This window comes from Gammaproteobacteria bacterium (genome assembly GCA_035501935.1).
In the GTDB taxonomy this organism is placed as follows: domain Bacteria; phylum Pseudomonadota; class Gammaproteobacteria; order JAJPIJ01; family JAJPIJ01; genus JAJPIJ01.
Genome location: DATJVC010000024.1, coordinates 109,709 through 128,419, shown reverse-complemented (window position 1 = coordinate 128,419; position 18,711 = coordinate 109,709). Strand labels below are relative to the sequence as shown.

Here is an 18,711-nt window from a genome sequence, read left to right as displayed (position 1 = left end):
CTACACGCGTGCCAGTGATTGATAAACATCCAGCGTGGCGTCGAGCATGGTCTGCAAGGTGTAGGGATGCGACGCTGGCACGGGCGGCGGCGCGTTCAGCAATTGCGTTGCTCTGGCCAGCAATTCGTCTTGATGTCCTGTCGGCACCAGACCGGTGGGGTACAGTTCGCTGAGCAATTCGGCCGTGCCGCTGTGGGCATAACCAATGACCGGCACGCCCAGGCTCAGCGCCTCCAGGGTCGTGCGCCCGAATCCTTCGGGCTCCGTCGAAAGATTGAAAACGATGCGTGAGATCGCCATGATTTCGCGCAGATCATTGCGCGGTCCGGTCATGGTCACCTGCGATGCGAGGTTCAAATCGTGAATCGCGTCCTGTAGTTCCCTCACATATGCCGCGCGGCGCGGGTGCGCGCCGCCGACAATCAATCCGTGCACGGGCAATCGTCGCTGCGTCAGCGCGCGCAATAGCGACAGAAAATCCTGCTGGCCTTTGCGCCGGCTCAAGCGCCCCGGCAAGGTTAACAGTTGCTTCCCTCGCGTCTGCGGAAATGCCTGCTCGAACTCCGCGCACCATGCCGCGTCCGGGAGATATCCGTGACGGAATATTTTTGGATCCACGCCACGCGGAATCACGCGAATTTTTTCTGGATCGACCTTGGGATAATTTGTCTTGATGTATTGCTCGATCCAGCGCGAGATGGCGATGACCCGATCACCACGCGTCATAATGGCGCTGTAGCGGCTGACAGAATAGGGGCCGTGCACGGTGGTCACGAACGCCGGCCGCGCGGCCATCATACCGCGCAGAGCGAAATGCGCGACCCAGGCCGGCAGTCGTGAGCGCGCGTGCACGATGTCCACGCGCTCCTGCCTGAACAGCCGCCGCAACCTGGGCACAAAACGAAAGGTGAGCGGTGACTTCGTGCCGATGGGCCAGGTCAGGTGCTCGGCACCGGCCTGCCTGAGTTGGCCCTCCAGCCGTCCACCGGCTGAGATCACGATGGCGCGATGACCGCGCCGGCAGAGTTCGTGCGCGACCTCCACCGTGCCGCGCTCCACACCGCCCATTTCCAGTGCCGGCAGGACTTGGACGATTGTCAGTCCCACACGGGCTGCCTAGAGAATAGTAATAATGTGATTCTCAATTGCCGCTTTGCGATGCCAATCATGTTGGAAATCAGTGTTTCAAGCGAGCAATTTTTTCACGGTGAAAACTGAGTTGTGTAATCGCCGTGGCGCTTTCTTCCAAACGCGCTCGCTCCTTGGCCACCACTTCCGCCGGCGCGCGTGACACATAGTTTTCGTTGGCCAGCTTGGCTTCCACGCGCTGCCGCTCCAGCTGTAACCGGGCAATTTCTTTGTCCAAACGCGCAAGTTCAGCGCGCGGATCTATGAGATCAGCCAACGGGACTTGCAGTGTCATCCCACCGACCAAGGCCGTCGCTGATTCAGATGTTGCCTGTGATGTTTGTTTCCCATTTAAAGTAATCCGCGCAATAATACAAATCGCCGTGGCGCTTGTTTCCAGCCAGCGGTTTTCCTCGTCTGATCCACCTTGAGTCCCCACCGACAGGGGCTTGCCGGGAGCGGTGTTGGTTTCAGCACGGATGCGCCGCACACCGAGAACGAAAGACTTTACCCACTTCAACTCGCGTTCCGCGGCGCTGTCCGTAAGCGCTGCGTCGGGCTGCGGATAGGTCTGAAGCATGATGGTTTCGCCTTTGATACCTGCGATTGGCGCTACGCGCTGCCAGATCTCCTCGGTGATGAAGGGCATGATCGGATGCGCCAGCCGCAGCAGTGTTTCAAGCGTCGTAATCAGTGTCTGACGCGTGCCTGCCTTCATCGCGTCGCCGCTCTTTGCATCATTGAGGACGGTCTTCGACAATTCCAAGTACCAATCGCAGAACTCGTCCCATGCGAATTCATAGATGGCCTGTGCGGCCAGATCGAAACGATAACCCGCGAAATATTCCACGACCGCGGTGATTACATGCTGCAACCGCGAACGGATCCAGCGCTCGGCCGGCCCAAGTTCAACCTCCTTGGTGCGCAAGCCCTGTTCCTGTCCCTCGACCATCATCAGTACAAAACGTGCGGCGTTCCAGAGCTTGTTGCAGAAGTTGCGGTAGCCCTCGATGCGCTTGACGTCGAAACGGATGTCGCGTCCCTGCGTGGCGAGCGCCGCAAAGGTGAAGCGCAGCGCGTCGGTGCCATAGCCGGCAATGCCATCCGGGAATTCCCTGCGGGTGGCCTTTTCGATCTTGGGCGCGTCCTGCGGCCGCATCAGGCCCGTGGTGCGTTTCTTCACCAGCGATTCGGGATCGATGCCGTCGATCAAATCCAGCGGATCGAGGATGTTGCCCTTGGACTTCGACATCTTGTTGCCATCCGCGTCGCGCACCAGGCCGTGAAAATAGACCTCGCGGAATGGCACGTCACCCATGAACTTCAAACCCATCATGATCATGCGCGCCACCCAGAAAAAGATGATGTCGAACCCGGTGACCAGCACGCTGGTGGGATAAAAGGCCTTCAACTCCGCTGTCTGCTCCGGCCAGCCCAGCGTCGAGAACGGCCACAGGGCGGAAGAGAACCAGGTGTCGAGCACATCTACGTCCTGTGTAAGATTCATCTTGGCCGGCAGTTTGTGCTTCGCGCGCACTTCCTCTTCAGTGCGGCCGACGTAAACCCTGCCCTGCTCGTCGTACCATGCCGGGATGCGGTGGCCCCACCACAGCTGGCGCGAAATGCACCAGTCCTGGATGTTGCGCATCCATTCGTAGTAGGTCTTGGCCCAGTTTTCCGGGACGAATTTGATCCGGCCGTCTTCGACCGTGCGCACCGCCTCCTTCGCCAATGGCTCGATTTTCACGTACCACTGATCGGTGAGATACGGCTCGATGACGACATGTGAACGATCGCCGCGCGGCACCATCAGTTTGTGCGGCTCAATCTTCTCGATCAGGCCTTGCGCCTCCAGATCAGAGACGATTTGCTTGCGCGCCTTGAACCGATCCATGCCACGAAATATTTCAGGGATTAGCGTGTACGTTAACGCTCCCGTGAGTCCTTCTCCATCGGCAACCTCCACACCTTTTCTATCTACGGCTCGATGACCCCAAGTAAAATCGTCTAGCTCGGACTTCTTAATTGAAGCATCAGGAGTAAAGATATTGATCAAGCCATTTTGTGGTTGCGATCTGAAACAATCTTCCTCTTTGTGCCTTTGCCAGACAGCGTAGTCGTTGAAATCGTGAGCGGGGGTAATTTTCACGCAGCCTGATCCAAATTCCGGATCAACATATTCATCGGCAATAACTGGAATCTTACGGCCGGTGAGCGGCAGAACCAGTTGTTTGCCGACGAGATGCTTATAGCGCTCGTCCTCCGGGTGTACGGCGACGGCGGCATCGCCCAGCATGGTCTCCGGCCGCGTGGTGGCGACGACGACGTGGCCCCTGCCCTCGGCGTATGGATAGCGAATGTGCCAGAGCTGGCCCTGCTCTTCCTCGGCGATGACTTCGAGATCGGAGATGGCCGTGTGCAGCATCGGATCCCAGTTGACCAGCCGCTTGCCGCGGTAGATGAGGCCCTCTTCATGCAGGCGCACAAAAACCTCGGTGACGGCTTTCGACAGCCCTTCGTCCATGGTGAAGCGCTCGCGCGTCCAGTCGAGCGACGCGCCCATGCGTCGCAACTGGCGCGTGATGGTGCCGCCGGATTCCTCCTTCCAGCGCCAGACTTCCGCGACAAAGTCATCGCGCCCCAGATCGTGACGGGTCTTGCTTTTCTGCGCCAATTGCCGCTCGACCACCATTTGCGTGGCAATGCCGGCATGATCGGTGCCGCCCTGCCACAACGCCCGGCGGCCGCGCATGCGGTGATAACGGATGAGCGCGTCCATGAGCGTGTCCTGGAAGGCATGGCCCATGTGCAGGCTGCCGGTGACGTTCGGCGGCGGCAGCATGACGCAGTAGGGTTCGCCCGTTTTCGCGGGCTGGAACCAACCGCGTTGCTCCCACGTCTCCGCCCATTTCTTTTCAATCAGTTTTGGTTCGTAGACTTTATCCATGTTCATGCCTTCGCTTCAGCCGGCAGCAATCGCCGGCGCAATACTCTGTGCATCATCGCCGCCGAGCCGTACACGACGAAAAAAGCAAACACCACGTCACTCAGAAAATGCGCACCTTGGATGATGCGGAAATACCCCGCCAGTCCGCCGATACCCATGCCCGCCGCCAGCCAGAACCGTCGCCACCTCATAAAAACGAAACCCAGGCTCAACGGATAAAAACCCAGTGCGGCATGGCCGCTGGCGAACGAGCAGTTTTTGGGACACTCTTGCGCCGGTTCGAGCGCCGGCGTGAACCGCGCAGTGCCGCCGAACTGGATGATCTGATGGGGACGCGCGCGGCCCCAGTGTTCCTTCAGCAGCACGTTCACCACCAATCCCGGTCCCAGCAGCAGCACCAGAAAAAGATAAATGATCCGCCAGCGCCACAGTTGCCCATTGCGACGCAGGAAAAACGCACCCGTAAACAGCAGCCCGAACGCGGCGACCAAGGTCAATGCCTTCAGCCCCAGCAACTGATAGAAAAATTGCGGCCACCAGCCCTGGGCCAGATAGAAACCGCGAGCGGGATCGTAGAAGCGGTGGCTCACGGACAAATCGATGCCCGGCCAGACCGAAAAAATCAGGGCGCAGATCAGAAACAATACGATCCACAGGTTTGTAATCAATAGGCGCATGGGTGGTGGTTTGGTGCGGAAGGGACGTTCAGGTTCGGCACGCTATCCGCGGCACCATCCCTCTCGAAACAAAGGAGAGACGTGGCAATGCAGTATCTGCTCCGGTTAATGCGGGCGTTGATCGCCGTGATGATGCGGCGGATTATCGCCGTTCTCGCCGCCCATCGCCACCGTCGGTGCATCGGCGGCCAGCCAGTCCCGTTGCTGGGCGGTATCGCCGCCCGCCGTATCATGCAGCAGACGCCGGGCCCGCGCCTGCAGGCGGTTGCTCACCGCCAGCGCCATGTTACGGTGCAGCCATTCCAGTCCGACGCGCAGTATGCGGCCCAGTTCGCTGATCAACTCGCCGTAGAGTTCTTCCTGCCGCGCCGAGCCCAGACCGTGCCGCTTTAAAGTCACATCCACGGCATGCGCCAGTGTGCGCAATTCCGCCGGCGCCGTGAAATCGGCGCCGGCGGGATTGGTGATATTGCCGGTGCCGCGCAGTTCCTGCGTCACCGCCGCGCGCGTGGTCTCGGCCACGCGTGTCAAACCCGCATCGATCACGGCCCGTAATTCCTCTATCAATTGCTGGGTGGCGCGGGTCGGGTCCGTTTCAGGCACCTTGTTTTCGTCTTCATCCGCAAATAAATCTTCCGCCGATGGTTGCGGTAAATGAGATATTCCCCCTTTTGCATCCACGCGTTCAGTCAGCAATGGCACCGCTTCGGGGTGGGCCGGTATTTCCTCCTCCTGGGACAATAAATCAACCTGATGACAGAGCGTTTCTTTTTTCGCCTCGATAAGATGATCCAGCGCCTCCACGGCCTGTACCAAATCGCCGGAGGCATCCGGTGTGGACGTGGTCGGTTTCTGCTGATCGGGAATGGGATCAGTCATCACCGCGGATGTCATGATTCTGCAACGGGTACCCGCGTTCCTGATAGAAGCGGTAGCGTTCGCGGGCGTTGGCCCGCGCCTCCGCCTCCGCGGGCACGATCTCTATCACCCGCTCGAAACGGCTGAAAAAAGACGGCACGGGGTGGGCCAGATTCACCAGGACTTCATTGCTCTCCGGCGGCAGGTCACCATGCCCCAGCGTGATCGCCACACCACCCGCCGTCGGATCGCCCAGCGGGGCATGCGGCAGGAAGCTGATGTCGCGGAAGGTCCATAACAATTCATCCATACGCATCATCTCCGCTTCGCCGCCGGTGTGCACGTGGATCCGGTGGCCCTGCTTCCACGCCTTGGCTGCCAGTTTGCAGGCCCAGCGTTCGTGTCCAATCTTGCCATCAATTGGCAAAACATGAAAATCGACGCGGGTCATGCCTTCGCGGCCGGCTTCCGGCTCCGATGGCGATCCAGCAGGTATTGCACCAGGAGCGGCACCGGCCGGCCCGTTCCACCCTTCTGCTTGCCGGAGCGCCAGGCGGTGCCGGCGATGTCCAGATGCGCCCACCGCAGCTTGCGCGCGAACCGCGCGAGGAAACAAGCGGCGGTGATGGCGCCCGCCTCGCGTCCGCCGCCGACATTGGCCATGTCGGCAAAATTGCTGTCGAGCGCCGCCTGATAATCCTCCCACATCGGCAACCGCCAGGCGCGATCACAGGCAGTGTCACCCGCCGCCAGCAACGCCTGCGCGAGCGGCTCACTGTTGCTGAACAATCCGCTGGCCTGATTGCCCAGGGCAACGACACAGGCGCCGGTCAGCGTGGCAATGTCGATCACGGTCTCGGGCCTGTACTCGCGCTCGGCATAGGTGATGGCGTCGCAAAGCACCAGTCGGCCCTCGGCGTCGGTATTCAGTATCTCCACCGTCTGCCCCGACAGGGTGGTGACGATATCCGCCGGCCGCGTGGCGTTGCCGCCGGGCATGTTCTCGGTGGCCGGGATCACCCCGACCAGATTGAGGGGTAGCTTGAGCTCGGCCACGGCCTGCAATACGCCGAGCACGGTGGCGGCGCCACACATGTCGTATTTCATCTCGTCCATGGCCGCCGCCGGCTTGATGGAGATGCCGCCGGTGTCAAAGGTGATGCCCTTGCCCACCAGCGCCACCGGCGCCATTACCGCGCCGCCGCCGCGATATTCAATGACAATCAGGCGGGGCGGTTCGTGACTGCCGCGGGCCACGGCCATGAAGGCGCCCATGCCCAGCTTTTCAATCTCCGCGCGCTTGAGCACGGAGACCTTGAGATTCCGATGCGTCCTGGCCAGCTCGCGCGCCTGATCCGCGAGATAGGTAGGCGTGCAGATATTCGGCGGCAGATTGCCCAGGTCCTTGACCAGGTGCACGCCATTGGCCACGGCCAGGCCGATGCGCGCGCCCTCCTCCGCCGCCGCCAGTTCGCCGTGCTCCACCATCAATGTCATCTGGCGCAGGGGCTGTGGGGGGAGATCCCGCTTTTTTGATTTCAGGCGGTCGAACACGTACACGCTTTCCAGCACCGCTTCGATGCCGTGGCGCACCTTCCAGCCGGTATCGCGGTCGTGCACGCCGAGTTCCGGCAGATAGCTGACGGCATCGGCTGCTCCGGTCTTGCGCAGGGCCTCCGTGGCGGCGGCGTTTATTCTGCGGAATTTGTATTCATCCAGTTCCCGCTCGCGGCCGACGCCCACCAGCAGCACCCGCTCGGCGGCCACGCCCCGCACATGATGCAGCAGCAGCGTCTGCCCGGGCTTGCCCGGTTGATCGCCGCGGCGCACGACGCCGGAGATAAAGCCCCGCGAGGCGCGGTCCAGCGCCGCTGCCGCCGGAGAAAGTTTGTGGGTCTCGAATACGCCCACAATGACGCACCCACCGCGCTGTTTTTCCGCGGCACCGCTTTTCACTCCAAATTCCACCGGGTTTTTCATTCCCACTCCCACGAGTCTATCTCCAGAATCCGCCGGACCAAGTCACAGGCCCTGTGCCTTCCTTCAGGCGGTGCTATGATGAATTCAACCATTGTCCAAGGAGAGTCGCAAGCCGGCTCCGGCGTCAGACCGCCTGTAATACATGGTCAGCATCCTGGATCGTTATGTGGGCCGCACCATTGCCAGTGCCACGGGCATGGTGCTGATCTTTCTGGTCGCCGCCTTCTCCTTCTTCGCATTCCTGGACGAGCTCGATCAAATCGGCCGCAACCGTTACGGGGTGCTGGCGGCGATGGAATACGTGTTGCTGCGCATGCCTGTGCAGACCTATCAATTGTTCCCCATCGCCGCGCTCATCGGCACGCTCCTGGGCCTGGGCTGGCTGGTCAATCACAGCGAGATGGTGGTGATCCGCGCCGCCGGATTGTCCCTGGCCCGCACCATACAGGCCATCATGAAAACCGGTTTCATCCTCATGATCGCCACGCTGTTCATCGGCGAATTCATCGCCCCGCCCGCCGAGCAAGAGGCGCGTGATCTGCGTTCAGTGGCGTTATTCGACGAAATCTCCCTCAAAACCCGCAACGGTTTCTGGGCGCGCGACGGCAACAGCTTTATCAACATCCGCAAGGTACTGCCGGGTAATCATTTCGAGGGTATTTATCTCTACGAATTCGACGCCCACGACCAGCTGCGCACCAGTACTTACGCGCAGGCCGCGCAATACACCGGTGGAAAATGGCTGCTCTCCGACATAGGCCAGACCGTCTTTACCGAGAACCAGGCGCAGGTGCACAAGATCGCACGCGCCGCCTGGGAATCCCTGCTCAAGCCGGAAATCATCGGCATGGTGATCATCGATCCCAACAGCCTGTCGCTGTGGGACCTGGCGAACACCATACTCTACCTGCGCAAAAACGCCGAAAATACGCTGCGCTATGAACTGGCCTTGTGGAGCAAGTTGGTCTACCCGATGGCCACGGCGGCGATGGTGTTTCTCGCCATCACCATGGTGTTTGCCTCGGCTCGTGCCACCAGCGTGGGGGCACGGGTGCTGGTCGGATCGCTCGTTGGCGTTATCTTTCACATTATCAGCCAGGCCGCCGGCAATGTGGGGCTGGTCTACAACCTGAACCCCGCGCTGTGCGTACTGACCCCGACGGTGCTGATTTTGGGTGCGGGGATGCTTCTACTGCGGCGGGTGAATTAGCGGACTATGGCCGATCATCCGCCAGCCGCCGGCGGGTGCCGGAGAGCCGGTCCGGCAGCGTGAGCCCTTCGGTGTCCCACAATGCCCAGAGATACCCAAAACCCAAGGTGAGTAGACTGCACACCGCGACGACGAAACGCGCGCTGGCTGCGAACCAGCCCGGGGGCCTTGTCCCCCCTTGCATCGTGAGTCGAATCCGCCAAGTTTTCATGCCCAGAGTCTGGCCCCCGCGGGTCCACTGCCCGGCAAAATAAAGATAGGTGCATGCGATTAACACCACGGTCAGTTTCGGATCTCCGGCGGCGATGCTCTGGCCACCACGCATCCATACCGCCAGCGCCGTTACCACGTACCAAACCGAGAACAGTAACAGGGCATCGTAGAACATCGCGCCGAAACTACGCAGCACACCGATGCGCCCCGCGTTTTTTGCAACAGCACCTGCGGCAGGACGCCTCATCGTTCAATCATACGTCGGAATGTGATGAATTACTCAGGCCGGGGGATGGAAGGCCCGGTATAGGAGCGGCGAGCAGGGAATTTTTCAGCGACCGGGCTTTCTAAATCCTTCAGTCCCCATACTAAAAACGGCAAAATCCATGTCCCCGCGTCCGTTCTTCCGTATTTGCCAGATTCTCGGCGCGGCGCTGATGGCCGGCGGCATCGCGTGCCAGGCTGAGGACGACGATTTCACCACGCCACCGGGGCGGATGGTCAGCATTGGCAATTACAGCCTGCACATCTATTGCCAGGGTGAGGGCTCACCGGCGGTGATCATAGACACGGGGCTCGGCAGCGCCGCCATCGAGTGGCTGCCCGTTCTGGAACAACTACAGCACTACTCACGCACGTGTATTTACGATCGCGCCGGTTACGGTTGGAGCGAGTTCGGCCAGTTGCCTCGCACCAGTTCGCGCATTGCCAACGAGCTGTATCTGCTGCTGACCAACGCGGATATTCCCGGTCCTTATGTGCTGGTCGGGCATTCCTTCGGCGGCCTCAATGTGCAAATGTTCGCGCGCCGGTATCCTTATCTGGTGGCCGGATTGGTCCTGGTCGATTCCTCCAACGCAGAGCAGATTGGCAAATTGACGGGGGCTATGGACGCCGTCAACGAAGAACAGACTTACAGTCATGGGTTTGTCGTGCACGATTTCGTCGCCCGGCCGGAGATTCCGCGCGATTTGTCCGAAAACGATCCCGCCTACAAATCGCTGATGTTGATGTCGCGTCCGGCCAGTCGCGTGACGGTGGCTGATGAATACGCCCACTTCAAACGTAGCGCGATGCAGGTGTTGAATATGGCCACACCACCGCCGATTGTACCGACGGTGGTGCTGACGCGCGGCATCCAGGAGGAATCCAAGGCCACCAACTGGAACAGCATCACCGAACATACTTGGCGGAGCCTGCAATCGGAGCTCGCTTATTTGCAGCCGCGCACGGCCCAGTTGGTGGCTGAACGCAGCGGACATCAAATTCAAGTTGAACAACCGGATTTGATTGTTGACGCCGCCGCCATGGTGATCGATTTCGTCCGCGCCGATGCCTCCCAGGCTGATCGCGTTCCCGGCGCGCTGAACGATGCCGCAACACGGAGTACCACCTGGCTGCCGTTCAACGACGCCACCTGGATCACCGATCGCCTGCATACCTCCGGGAAAACCTGCCCTTTCGGCTGCAACGATGCCCAGGCTCATCTGTCACGGCATGCAGGACATCTGGCCGGCACTCTCAGTCCCGCGTGGCAGCGTATTTCGCGTCCGGATGAGGAAGGCCACAGTGTCAGCAAAGCCGACTGCGGTCTGATTCAATCAAGCCGGAATTGCTAAACGGTGGCTTGGGGCGCCGCGGATGTTCGCTTTACCCCTTCACGGGACAAGTACCGAAACTTTGCCGAATTGGCAGCGCACGAACGCGAAGACGCCGATTACAGAATCATCGTCCGTTCCGTGCCGGCAGCGCACATTTCCATCGTGGCGCCGCACGGCGGCGGCATTGAACGCGGCACTTCCGAACTGGCTTGCGCGATTGCGGGCCGGGATTTCAATCTCTATCTCTTTGAGGGACTGAAGCCGCGCGGGAACTTCACATCGCTGCACATCACCAGCCGTCATTTTGACGAGCCGCGTTGCATGGATTTGCTCCGCCGATCGAAGACGATCCTAACCGTCCACGGCTGCATGGGCATGCATCACACCATGTATCTCGGCGGGCTCGACACATCCCTCAAGACGCTCCTCGCGAGAAAATTGCGGGCCACAGGCATGGACATACGCCTGAACGATCATCCCTTCCCTGCCTCCGACGGCGATAACTTATGCAACCGCGGTTTCCGTGGCGCGGGTGTTCAGCTTGAACTGACCGCCGGACTACGCCGCACCCGTCCCCCGGCCACTTTAGGTCCCCTCATCCATGATTTGTTGCTCTCTCGCTGATGTCACGAATCGGTATTCCTGCTCGGCCTCCCCGACCGGTTTTATAAATCAATAATGGCGGACGGCTTCCGAGGGCGGCATATAACGATAACCGAGATCTCTCGCGACCGCGGCGTGCGTGACATGACCATTATGGATGTTGAGGCCGTTGGCCAGGTGGGGATCGTCGTCGCAGGCCTTGCGGAACCCCTTGTCTGCCAGCGCAATGGCAAAGGGCAGCGTGGCGTTGTTGAGTGCGAAGGTCGAGGTGCGCGCCACCGCGCCCGGCATGTTGGCCACGCAATAATGCACGATGCCATCCAGGATATAGATGGGATCGGCATGCGTCGTGGGCCTGCTGGTCTCGAAACAGCCGCCTTGATCGATGGAGATATCGACCAGCACGGAACCCGGCCGCATCTTTTTCAGCATCGCGTGCGTCACCAGTTTGGGCGCCGAGGCGCCGGGCACCAGCACCGCACCGATGACCAGATCGGCATCTATGACCAGGCTTTCGATGGCGTCCACGGTGGCGTATAGCGTGTACAGTTTCGAGCCAAACTGTTCGTCCAATTGCTTCAGGCGATCCAGGGATTTATCGACCACGGTGACGTATGCCTCCAAACCCATCGCCATGCGCGCGGCGTTGGTTCCGGCCACACCTCCGCCCAGCACCACCACCTTGGCGGGATGCACGCCGGGCACGCCGCCCAGCAAAATCCCCGCGCCGCCGCGTTCTTTTTCCAGACAATGGGCGCCCACTTGTATGGCCATGCGCCCCGCCACTTCGCTCATGGGCGAGAGCAGCGGCAACGTACCCCGGGGACTGGTTACGGTCTCATAAGCAATCGCCGTGCAGCCCGATTTGAGCAGTGCCCTGGTCTGTTCCGGGTCCGGCGCCAGATGCAGATAGGTAAACAACACCTGGCCCTGGCGCAGTTGTTTGCGTTCGTCGGGTTGTGGCTCTTTTACCTTGATGATCATCTCGGCCCGGGCATAGATCTCGCCCGCACCGCCGGCAACCATCGCACCGGCCGTCTTGTAGGCCTGATCGTCTATACCTATACCCATTCCCGCGCCGCTCTGTACCAGCACCTGGTGACCGTGATGCACCAGTTCGCGCACACCGGCCGGTACCAGTCCCACGCGGTATTCATGCGTTTTGATTTCTTTGGGGATGCCAATCAGCACGGTGGTTTCCTCAAGTCTTCAAGGCAGGTCATGGATGATTTCCGCCAACGTGCCAAATAGCGTGTCGATTTGTTGCGGGTTCACGATGAGCGGCGGCGAGAGCGCGATGGCCTCGCCAGCCTGCCGCACCAGTACGCCGCGTTCAAAGCAACGTGTGAAGATTTCATACGCCCGCTTTCCTGGATTGTCCGGCACGGGTGCAAATTCCACCGCCGCCACGAGACCAATGGCGCGGATGTCGATGACATGGGGGAGTCCCTTAAGCGCGTGTGCGGCATCCTCCCAATACTTCGCCAATGTCGATGCGCGGGTAAGCAGGTTTTCCTGTTCATAGATATCGAGCGCCGCCAGGGCCGCCGCGCAAGCCACGGGATGCCCGGAATAGGTGTAGCCGTGGAACAGCTCAATGACGTTCTCCGGACCATGCATAAAAACGTCATGAATCGTGTTGCTCACATACACCGCGCCCATGGGAATGCTGCCGTTGGTCAGTCCTTTGGCGCTGGTGATCAAATCCGGTCGCACACCGAAATACTGCGCCCCGAACGGCGCACCGAGGCGCCCAAAACCGGTAATGACTTCGTCGAATATCAGCAGGACGCCATATCGGTCGCAGATTTCGCGTAGTCTTTGCAGATATCCTTGTGGTGGCGGAATGACGCCCGCCGAACCCTGCACCGGCTCGACGATGACCGCGGCGACGGTGGATGCACCGTGCAAGGCGATCAGGCGTTCCAGATCTTCCGCCAGGTGCGCGCCCCACGCCGGGAGACCGCGGCTGTAAGCATTGTGCTCCAGATCGAGCGTATGGCGCAGGTGATCGACGCCCGTCAGCAGTGGGCCGAAGAGCCTGCGGTTGTTGACCATGCCGCCCACGGAGATGCCGCCGAAGCCCACACCGTGATAGGCCCTTTCCCGACCGATGAGCCGCGTGCGCGCGCCCTCCCCGCGCAACTGATGATAGGCGAGCGCGATCTTGAGAGCAGTGTCCACAGCCTCGGAGCCGGAGTTGGTGAAAAAAACGTGGTTCAAACCGTCCGGCGCGTGTTTGATCAATCGTGCCGCCAGCTCAAAAGGCAGCGGATGACCCATTTGGAAGGTCGGCGCGAAATCCAATTCTCGGATCTGTCTGGCAACAGCGAGGCTGATCGCCTCCCGGCTGTGACCCAGATTGACGCACCATAACCCCGCAGTGCCATCCAGCACCCTGCGGCCATCGGCGGTTTTGAAGTACATGCCGTCGGCCTGCGTCAACAGTCTGGGATGCGCCTTGAACTGGCGGTTGGCCGTAAACGGCATCCAGAACGCCTCCAAGTCTGCTGGCAGTGGCAAGGGTGCGTTCATGGCGCGGCGGAAACTCTCCGACAAGGGTAAAACCGGGTTAATCCCGGGCATCATAGCATGATGAAGATATTAGACAACGGCATAAAAATATCTCCGGAAGCTCGATTCTTTATTTAAAAGTGTTTAGGATATTGAAAACATCTCTTGCGGGCGTTTCCATGAGTGAGGATATCGGCGGCCGCCTCAGAGCGGTACGCAAAATGGCTGGTTTGTCCCAGCGTGAACTCGCCAAACGTGCCGGCGTGACCAATGGCATGATCTCGCTCATCGAGCAGAACCGCGTCAGTCCCTCCATCAGCTCGCTGAAGAAGGTGTTGCACGGCTTGCCGATGTCACTGGCGGATTTCTTCACGCTCGATCTCTCCGAGAGCGCACAGATCTTCTACCGCAGTGAAGAATTGCCCGATCTGGGGCAAGGTGCAATCTCATTCCGTCTGGTGGGCTTCAACCGCCACAAGCGCAGCATGTCCATCCTGCACGAGACCTACGCTGCCGGCGCGGACACCGGCGAGGAAATGCTGTCACACGCCGGCGAAGAAGGCGGCGTGGTGGTGCGCGGACAGATCGAATTGACCGTCGGCACACAGACCCGGGTGCTGGGTCCCGGGGACGCCTATTATTTCGAGAGCCGCGTACCACACCGATTTCGCAATTCTGGCAGTGAGGAATGTTTCATCATCAGCGCCAATTCACCGCCGACTTTTTGAGACACCGCGCGATCGGCACGGTAGCTGCTGGAGATTTGGAGGACTCAAACGCATGAATTAAAGGCGATGCAAATCAATCTGGATTTGTAGAGGCACGGGGAACACGGTGCCGGAGTGGTGCAGCATGAAAAGGAGAAGGAAAAAAGCAGCACCGGTGCGGCGGTCGGCCATCGGCAATGACAACTGAAAAATATTATGAGGAGGCTCTATGAGTAATCGATATCTTGAAGTGAAACAGTACGGGTTGGCGGTGGGCATCACCACAGTGGTGATGTTGCTGGGCGCAGTACCGGCGCAGGCGGCGGGCAAGGGCGAAGGATTTGTCGACATCGTCGCCTGGCCCGGGTATGTCGAGCGCGGCGAGTCGGATAAAAACTACGACTGGGTGACCGGTTTCGAGAAGGAGACTGGTTGCAAGGTGCGCGTCAAGACCGCCAACACCTCCGATGAGATGGTGGCGCTCATGAATGAGGGTGGTTTTGATCTGGTGACCGCCTCCGGCGACGCCAGCCTGCGGCTGGTCGCGGGTGGGCGCGTGCAACCGGTCGATGTCTCCAAGATCCCGAGCTGGAAGACCGTCGATCCACGCCTGCAGAACGCACCGTGGCACACCGTCGAGGGCAAGCACTACGGCGTGCCCTACCAGTGGGGGCCCAATGTGTTGATGTACAACACCAAGGCGTTCAAGGACGCACCGACAAGCTGGAAACCCGTGTTTGAGGAGATGCAGCTGGCGGACGGAAAATCCAACAAGGGCCGCGTGCAGGCCTACGATGGCCCCATCTACATCGCCGACGCGGCGCTGTACCTGATGCACACCAAGCCCAATCTGGGCATCAAGGATCCCTACGAACTCAACGAGGATCAGTACAAGGCGGCGCTGGACCTGCTGCGCGGCCAGCGCAAGTTGGTGTCGCGCTACTGGCACGACGCCACGATCCAGACCGACGACTTCACCAACGAAGGCGTGGTGGCCTCCTCGAGCTGGCCGTACCAGGTCAATCTGCTCAAATCCAAGAATGCGCCGATCGCCAGCGTTATCCCGTCCGAGGGCGCGACGGGTTGGGCCGATACCACCATGATGCACGTCAATGCCGCGCATCCACAGTGCGCCTATCTCTGGCTCGAGCACTCCCTTGACAAGAAGCTGCAGGGCGATCTCGCTTCCTGGTTTGGATCGGTACCCGTGGTGCCGGAGGCCTGCAAGGGCAACGCCCTCTTGGGCGAGGACGGCTGCAAGACCAACGGCATGGATAACTTCGACAAAATCTGGTTCTGGCGCACGCCGACTTCGAAATGCAAGAGCCAGAAGGAGTGCGTACCGTATTACCGCTGGGTGACCGATTACATCGCCGTCATCGGCGGACGTTAGGCGGAAATCTAGGGAAAGGCGATCGGGGAACGAAGAAAATCCCCGATCACCATTTCCCGCGGCCATTCCGACCGTGACAACAAATTCGAAAAGCGCTGCGGCGGTTCAATTTCTCGGCGTCACGCGCCGTTTCGGGGAGGTACTCGCCGCCGACAACCTGGATTTGGAAATCAGCGACGGCGAGTTCTTCGCCATGCTGGGTCCCTCCGGATCAGGCAAGACCACCTGCCTGCGGCTCATCGCCGGCTTCGAGCAGCCTGACAGCGGGCGCATACTCCTCCACGGCCGCGACGCCGCCGGCGTGCCGCCCTATGAACGCGACGTCAACACCGTGTTCCAGGACTACGCCCTGTTTCCGCATATGAGTGTGATTGATAACGTCGCTTATGCGCTCATGGTGCGCAAGGTGCCTGTAGCCGAGCGCCGCAGGCGCGCACAGGAAATGCTGGAGCTGGTGCGGTTGTCCGGCTTCGATGCGCGCAGGCCCGCACAGCTTTCCGGTGGCCAGCGCCAGCGCGTGGCGCTGGCCCGTGCACTCATCAATCATCCGCGCGTGTTGCTGCTTGACGAACCTCTGGGCGCGCTGGATCTGAAACTGCGCGACGAGATGCGGATGGAATTGAAGGCGCTGCAGCGGCGCATCGGCATTACTTTCATATTCGTCACCCATGATCAGGAGGAGGCGCTGAGCATGAGCGACCGCCTCGCCGTCTTCAACAACGGCCGCATCGAGCAACTGGGCACACCTCTGGAAGTCTATGAGCATCCTTCGACAGCGTTCGTCGCGGGCTTTGTCGGTGTCTCCAATCTGCTGACAGGCGAGGCGGCTGCTGCGCTCACCGGTGCAAACGCGGCCCTGTCCATACGTCCTGAAAAGATCCGTTTACTGTCCGATGGGGAAATTACCGAGAAGGATCAGTGCGTCGCCGTGGGGAGGGTTAATGATGTGGAATATCTCGGCGCAACCACGAAGTATGAAGTTGTGCTCGATCAGGGTGGCGTACTGACGGTGGAGAGCCAGAATCTGCGGCGCGCGGACCGATCCGCAATCACCAGCGGCTGCCGGGTGCGTCTGGCCTGGCACCGCGCCGACATGCAGACGCTGGTCACAGGAGGACGGCGGTGAGCGCAATGACTACGGCGGTGCGGACGGACAGCGCCGGCTGGTCGCGGCGGCTGTCGATCGCGCTCTACCGTCGCCCGGCGTTGCTGCTCGCCCTGCTGCTGGCGCCGCCGCTGCTGTGGCTGGGAATCATCTACCTGGGATCGTTGTTTTCGCTGCTGGCACAAAGCTTTTTCTACATCGACAACTTCTCCGGGCGCGTCATGCACCAGTTTTCGCTGCGCACCTACGGCGAACTGTTCACTTCGTCGAATCTGGACATCATCCTGCGTACTTCGACAATGGCCGCTTCTGTCACCGTGACTGATGCCGTCATCGCTTTTCCGATTGCCTATTTCGTCGCTCGTTACGCGGGCCCGCGCCTGCGCGCCTTTTTCTATCTGGGGGTCATGCTGCCGTTGTGGTCCAGTTATCTGGTCAAGGTCTACGCTTGGAAATTGATCCTCGCCAAGGAAGGCATCATCAGCTGGTTTCTGGCGCAGCTGCACCTAAGCTGGCTGCTGGACGGTGTACTGGGACTGCCGATCATCGGTGGCAATTCGTTGTCCACCTCCTATCTCGGCACCTATATCGTGTTCTGCTATATCTGGCTGCCGTTCATGATCCTGCCGGTACAGGCGGCTCTTGAGCGCGTGCCGAGATCCTGCATCGAGGCCTCCGACGATCTCGGCGCCCGGCCGGGACAGACTTTTTGGCACATCATCCTGCCGCTGGCATTTCCCGGGGTGGTGGCCGGGTCGATCTTTACCTTCTCACTGACGCTGGGTGACTACATCATCCCCGGCATCATCGGCTCCTCGCGCCTGTTCATCGGCCAGGCGGTTTACCAGCACCAGGGCACGGCCGGTAATATTCCGCTCGCGGCCGCGCTTTCGGTAGTGCCCATCGTTATCATGGGTATTTATCTTTCCATCGCCAAACGGCTCGGGGCCTTCGATGCGCTCTGAACCGCGCGCCGGGTTGGGTCTGGGATTTGCCGCTACCGGTGGGTTGCTGTTCCTGCATGTACCGCTGTTCTTCGTGCTGTTGTACGCGTTCAGCACCGAAGACAAGTCCTATCAATTCCCGCCGCCCGGCCTGACGTTCAAATGGTTCACGGTGGCGTGGGAACGCGCAGACATCTGGCAGGCCATTTCCCTTTCGCTGCACGTCGCCGCGACGGCGACCGTGATTGCCCTGATCCTGGGCACACTGGCCGCGGCCGCCGTCCATCGCGGCCGCTTCTTCGGGCGCGAGGCGGTGTCTCTGCTATTGGTGCTGCCTATCGCCCTGCCCGGCATCATCACCGGTATCTCGCTGCGCTCGGCCTTCAACTTGATGGAGATCCCGTTCAGTTTTTGGACCATTGTGCTGGGGCACGCCACCTTCTGCGTGGTGGTGGTCTACAACAACGTCATTGCCCGCTTCCGCCGCACCTCGACATCGATGATCGAGGCTTCCATGGATCTGGGTGCCGATGGTTTTCAAACGTTCCGCCACGTGGTACTGCCGAACGTCGCCACGGCGCTGCTGGCCGGCGGCATGCTGGCGTTTGCGCTTTCGTTCGATGAGGTCATCGTCACCACCTTCACCGCGGGCCAGCAGTCGACCCTGCCCATCTGGATGCTGACCGAGCTGGTGAAGCCGCGGCAGCGCCCGGTGACCAATGTGGTGGCGATCTTCGTGATGGCCGTCACCTTTATGCCGATATTGCTGGCGTATTATTTCACCCGCGGCACCGAGACAGTACACGGCGCGGGAAAATAAGCTTTCACAAA

Annotated in this window: 17 protein-coding genes; 8 read left to right on the top strand and 9 right to left on the bottom strand. The window is 60.3% G+C overall.

The window, feature by feature from the left end; translation table 11 throughout:
• The 6 genes from VMH34_06530 to VMH34_06505 all read right to left on the bottom strand — a co-directional run bounded on the left by VMH34_06530 (position 1) and on the right by VMH34_06505 (position 7,578).
• A complete protein-coding gene (locus tag VMH34_06530) occupies positions 1–1,107 on the bottom strand; it encodes a glycosyltransferase family 4 protein (GenBank protein HTT08430.1) in 1,107 nt (368 codons plus the stop codon).
• A gap of 70 nt (positions 1,108–1,177) precedes the next feature.
• Entirely contained in the window at positions 1,178–4,075 is a 2,898-nt protein-coding gene (locus VMH34_06525; GenBank protein HTT08429.1) for a valine--tRNA ligase, read from the bottom strand.
• A 2-nt stretch (positions 4,076–4,077) separates the two neighbouring features.
• Complete coding sequence (locus tag VMH34_06520) at positions 4,078–4,752, bottom strand: phosphatase PAP2 family protein (protein ID HTT08428.1); 675 nt, start codon at positions 4,750–4,752, stop codon at positions 4,078–4,080.
• A 105-nt stretch (positions 4,753–4,857) separates the two neighbouring features.
• Positions 4,858–5,646 carry a hypothetical protein gene (locus VMH34_06515; protein HTT08427.1) on the bottom strand — a complete coding sequence of 263 codons (789 nt, stop codon included), beginning with the start codon at positions 5,644–5,646 and terminating at the stop codon, positions 4,858–4,860.
• Positions 5,624–6,061: a DNA polymerase III subunit chi gene (locus VMH34_06510; protein HTT08426.1), complete on the bottom strand. Its 438-nt coding sequence runs from the start codon at positions 6,059–6,061 to the stop codon at positions 5,624–5,626. The genes VMH34_06515 and VMH34_06510 overlap by 23 nt, the downstream gene beginning before the upstream one ends.
• Positions 6,058–7,578 carry a leucyl aminopeptidase gene (locus VMH34_06505; GenBank protein HTT08425.1) on the bottom strand — a complete coding sequence of 507 codons (1,521 nt, stop codon included), beginning with the start codon at positions 7,576–7,578 and terminating at the stop codon, positions 6,058–6,060. The genes VMH34_06510 and VMH34_06505 overlap by 4 nt, the downstream gene beginning before the upstream one ends.
• A gap of 154 nt (positions 7,579–7,732) precedes the next feature.
• On the opposite strand from VMH34_06505, the gene lptG reads away from it, so the two are divergent.
• The gene (lptG, locus tag VMH34_06500; protein HTT08424.1) at positions 7,733–8,800 is read left to right on the top strand and encodes an LPS export ABC transporter permease LptG; all 1,068 of its coding nucleotides are present in this window, start codon (positions 7,733–7,735) and stop codon (positions 8,798–8,800) included.
• A 4-nt stretch (positions 8,801–8,804) separates the two neighbouring features.
• Here lptG and VMH34_06495 read toward each other — a convergent pair whose 3' ends face one another.
• Positions 8,805–9,260: an RDD family protein gene (locus tag VMH34_06495; GenBank protein ID HTT08423.1), complete on the bottom strand. Its 456-nt coding sequence runs from the start codon at positions 9,258–9,260 to the stop codon at positions 8,805–8,807.
• A gap of 139 nt (positions 9,261–9,399) precedes the next feature.
• On the opposite strand from VMH34_06495, the gene VMH34_06490 reads away from it, so the two are divergent.
• Positions 9,400–10,632 carry an alpha/beta hydrolase gene (locus VMH34_06490; protein ID HTT08422.1) on the top strand — a complete coding sequence of 411 codons (1,233 nt, stop codon included), beginning with the start codon at positions 9,400–9,402 and terminating at the stop codon, positions 10,630–10,632.
• 3 nt (positions 10,633–10,635) lie between these two features.
• Entirely contained in the window at positions 10,636–11,238 is a 603-nt protein-coding gene (locus VMH34_06485; GenBank protein ID HTT08421.1) for a poly-gamma-glutamate hydrolase family protein, read from the top strand.
• 48 nt (positions 11,239–11,286) lie between these two features.
• Here the strand turns inward: VMH34_06485 and ald are convergent, their stop codons facing one another.
• On the bottom strand, positions 11,287–12,408 hold the full coding sequence (ald, locus tag VMH34_06480; protein ID HTT08420.1) for an alanine dehydrogenase: 1,122 nt from the start codon (positions 12,406–12,408) through the stop codon (positions 11,287–11,289).
• An 18-nt stretch (positions 12,409–12,426) separates the two neighbouring features.
• Positions 12,427–13,752, bottom strand: coding sequence for an aspartate aminotransferase family protein (locus VMH34_06475; GenBank protein ID HTT08419.1), 1,326 nt, complete (start codon positions 13,750–13,752; stop codon positions 12,427–12,429).
• A 158-nt stretch (positions 13,753–13,910) separates the two neighbouring features.
• Here VMH34_06475 and VMH34_06470 point away from each other — a divergent pair, with 158 nt between their 5' ends.
• The 5 genes from VMH34_06470 (at position 13,911) to VMH34_06450 (ending at position 18,700) form a co-directional block, all read left to right on the top strand.
• Positions 13,911–14,459, top strand: a complete 549-nt coding sequence (locus VMH34_06470; protein ID HTT08418.1) for a cupin domain-containing protein — start codon at positions 13,911–13,913, stop codon at positions 14,457–14,459.
• A 271-nt stretch (positions 14,460–14,730) separates the two neighbouring features.
• A complete protein-coding gene (locus VMH34_06465; protein ID HTT08417.1) occupies positions 14,731–15,831 on the top strand; it encodes an ABC transporter substrate-binding protein in 1,101 nt (366 codons plus the stop codon).
• A 73-nt stretch (positions 15,832–15,904) separates the two neighbouring features.
• Positions 15,905–16,957 (top strand): ABC transporter ATP-binding protein, encoded by a 1,053-nt coding sequence (locus tag VMH34_06460; protein HTT08416.1) that lies wholly within the window; start codon positions 15,905–15,907, stop codon positions 16,955–16,957.
• Between the two features lie 5 nt (positions 16,958–16,962).
• Complete coding sequence (locus VMH34_06455) at positions 16,963–17,901, top strand: ABC transporter permease (protein HTT08415.1); 939 nt, start codon at positions 16,963–16,965, stop codon at positions 17,899–17,901.
• The gene (locus tag VMH34_06450; protein HTT08414.1) at positions 17,891–18,700 is read left to right on the top strand and encodes an ABC transporter permease; all 810 of its coding nucleotides are present in this window, start codon (positions 17,891–17,893) and stop codon (positions 18,698–18,700) included. Before VMH34_06455 ends, VMH34_06450 begins: the two co-directional genes overlap by 11 nt.
• Positions 18,701–18,711 lie beyond the last annotated feature (11 nt).

Coding starts and splice junctions, on each gene's coding strand:
- VMH34_06525 (HTT08429.1), bottom strand. CDS start 4,075: ATGGATAAAGTCTACGAACCAAAACTGATTGAAAAGAAATGGGCGGAG.
- VMH34_06520 (HTT08428.1), bottom strand. CDS start 4,752: ATGCGCCTATTGATTACAAACCTGTGGATCGTATTGTTTCTGATCTGC.
- VMH34_06515 (HTT08427.1), bottom strand. CDS start 5,646: ATGACATCCGCGGTGATGACTGATCCCATTCCCGATCAGCAGAAACCG.
- VMH34_06510 (HTT08426.1), bottom strand. CDS start 6,061: ATGACCCGCGTCGATTTTCATGTTTTGCCAATTGATGGCAAGATTGGA.
- lptG (HTT08424.1), top strand. CDS start 7,733: ATGGTCAGCATCCTGGATCGTTATGTGGGCCGCACCATTGCCAGTGCC.
- VMH34_06495 (HTT08423.1), bottom strand. CDS start 9,260: ATGAGGCGTCCTGCCGCAGGTGCTGTTGCAAAAAACGCGGGGCGCATC.
- VMH34_06490 (HTT08422.1), top strand. CDS start 9,400: ATGTCCCCGCGTCCGTTCTTCCGTATTTGCCAGATTCTCGGCGCGGCG.
- VMH34_06475 (HTT08419.1), bottom strand. CDS start 13,752: ATGAACGCACCCTTGCCACTGCCAGCAGACTTGGAGGCGTTCTGGATG.
- VMH34_06470 (HTT08418.1), top strand. CDS start 13,911: ATGAGTGAGGATATCGGCGGCCGCCTCAGAGCGGTACGCAAAATGGCT.
- VMH34_06465 (HTT08417.1), top strand. CDS start 14,731: ATGTTGCTGGGCGCAGTACCGGCGCAGGCGGCGGGCAAGGGCGAAGGA.
- VMH34_06455 (HTT08415.1), top strand. CDS start 16,963: ATGACTACGGCGGTGCGGACGGACAGCGCCGGCTGGTCGCGGCGGCTG.
- VMH34_06450 (HTT08414.1), top strand. CDS start 17,891: ATGCGCTCTGAACCGCGCGCCGGGTTGGGTCTGGGATTTGCCGCTACC.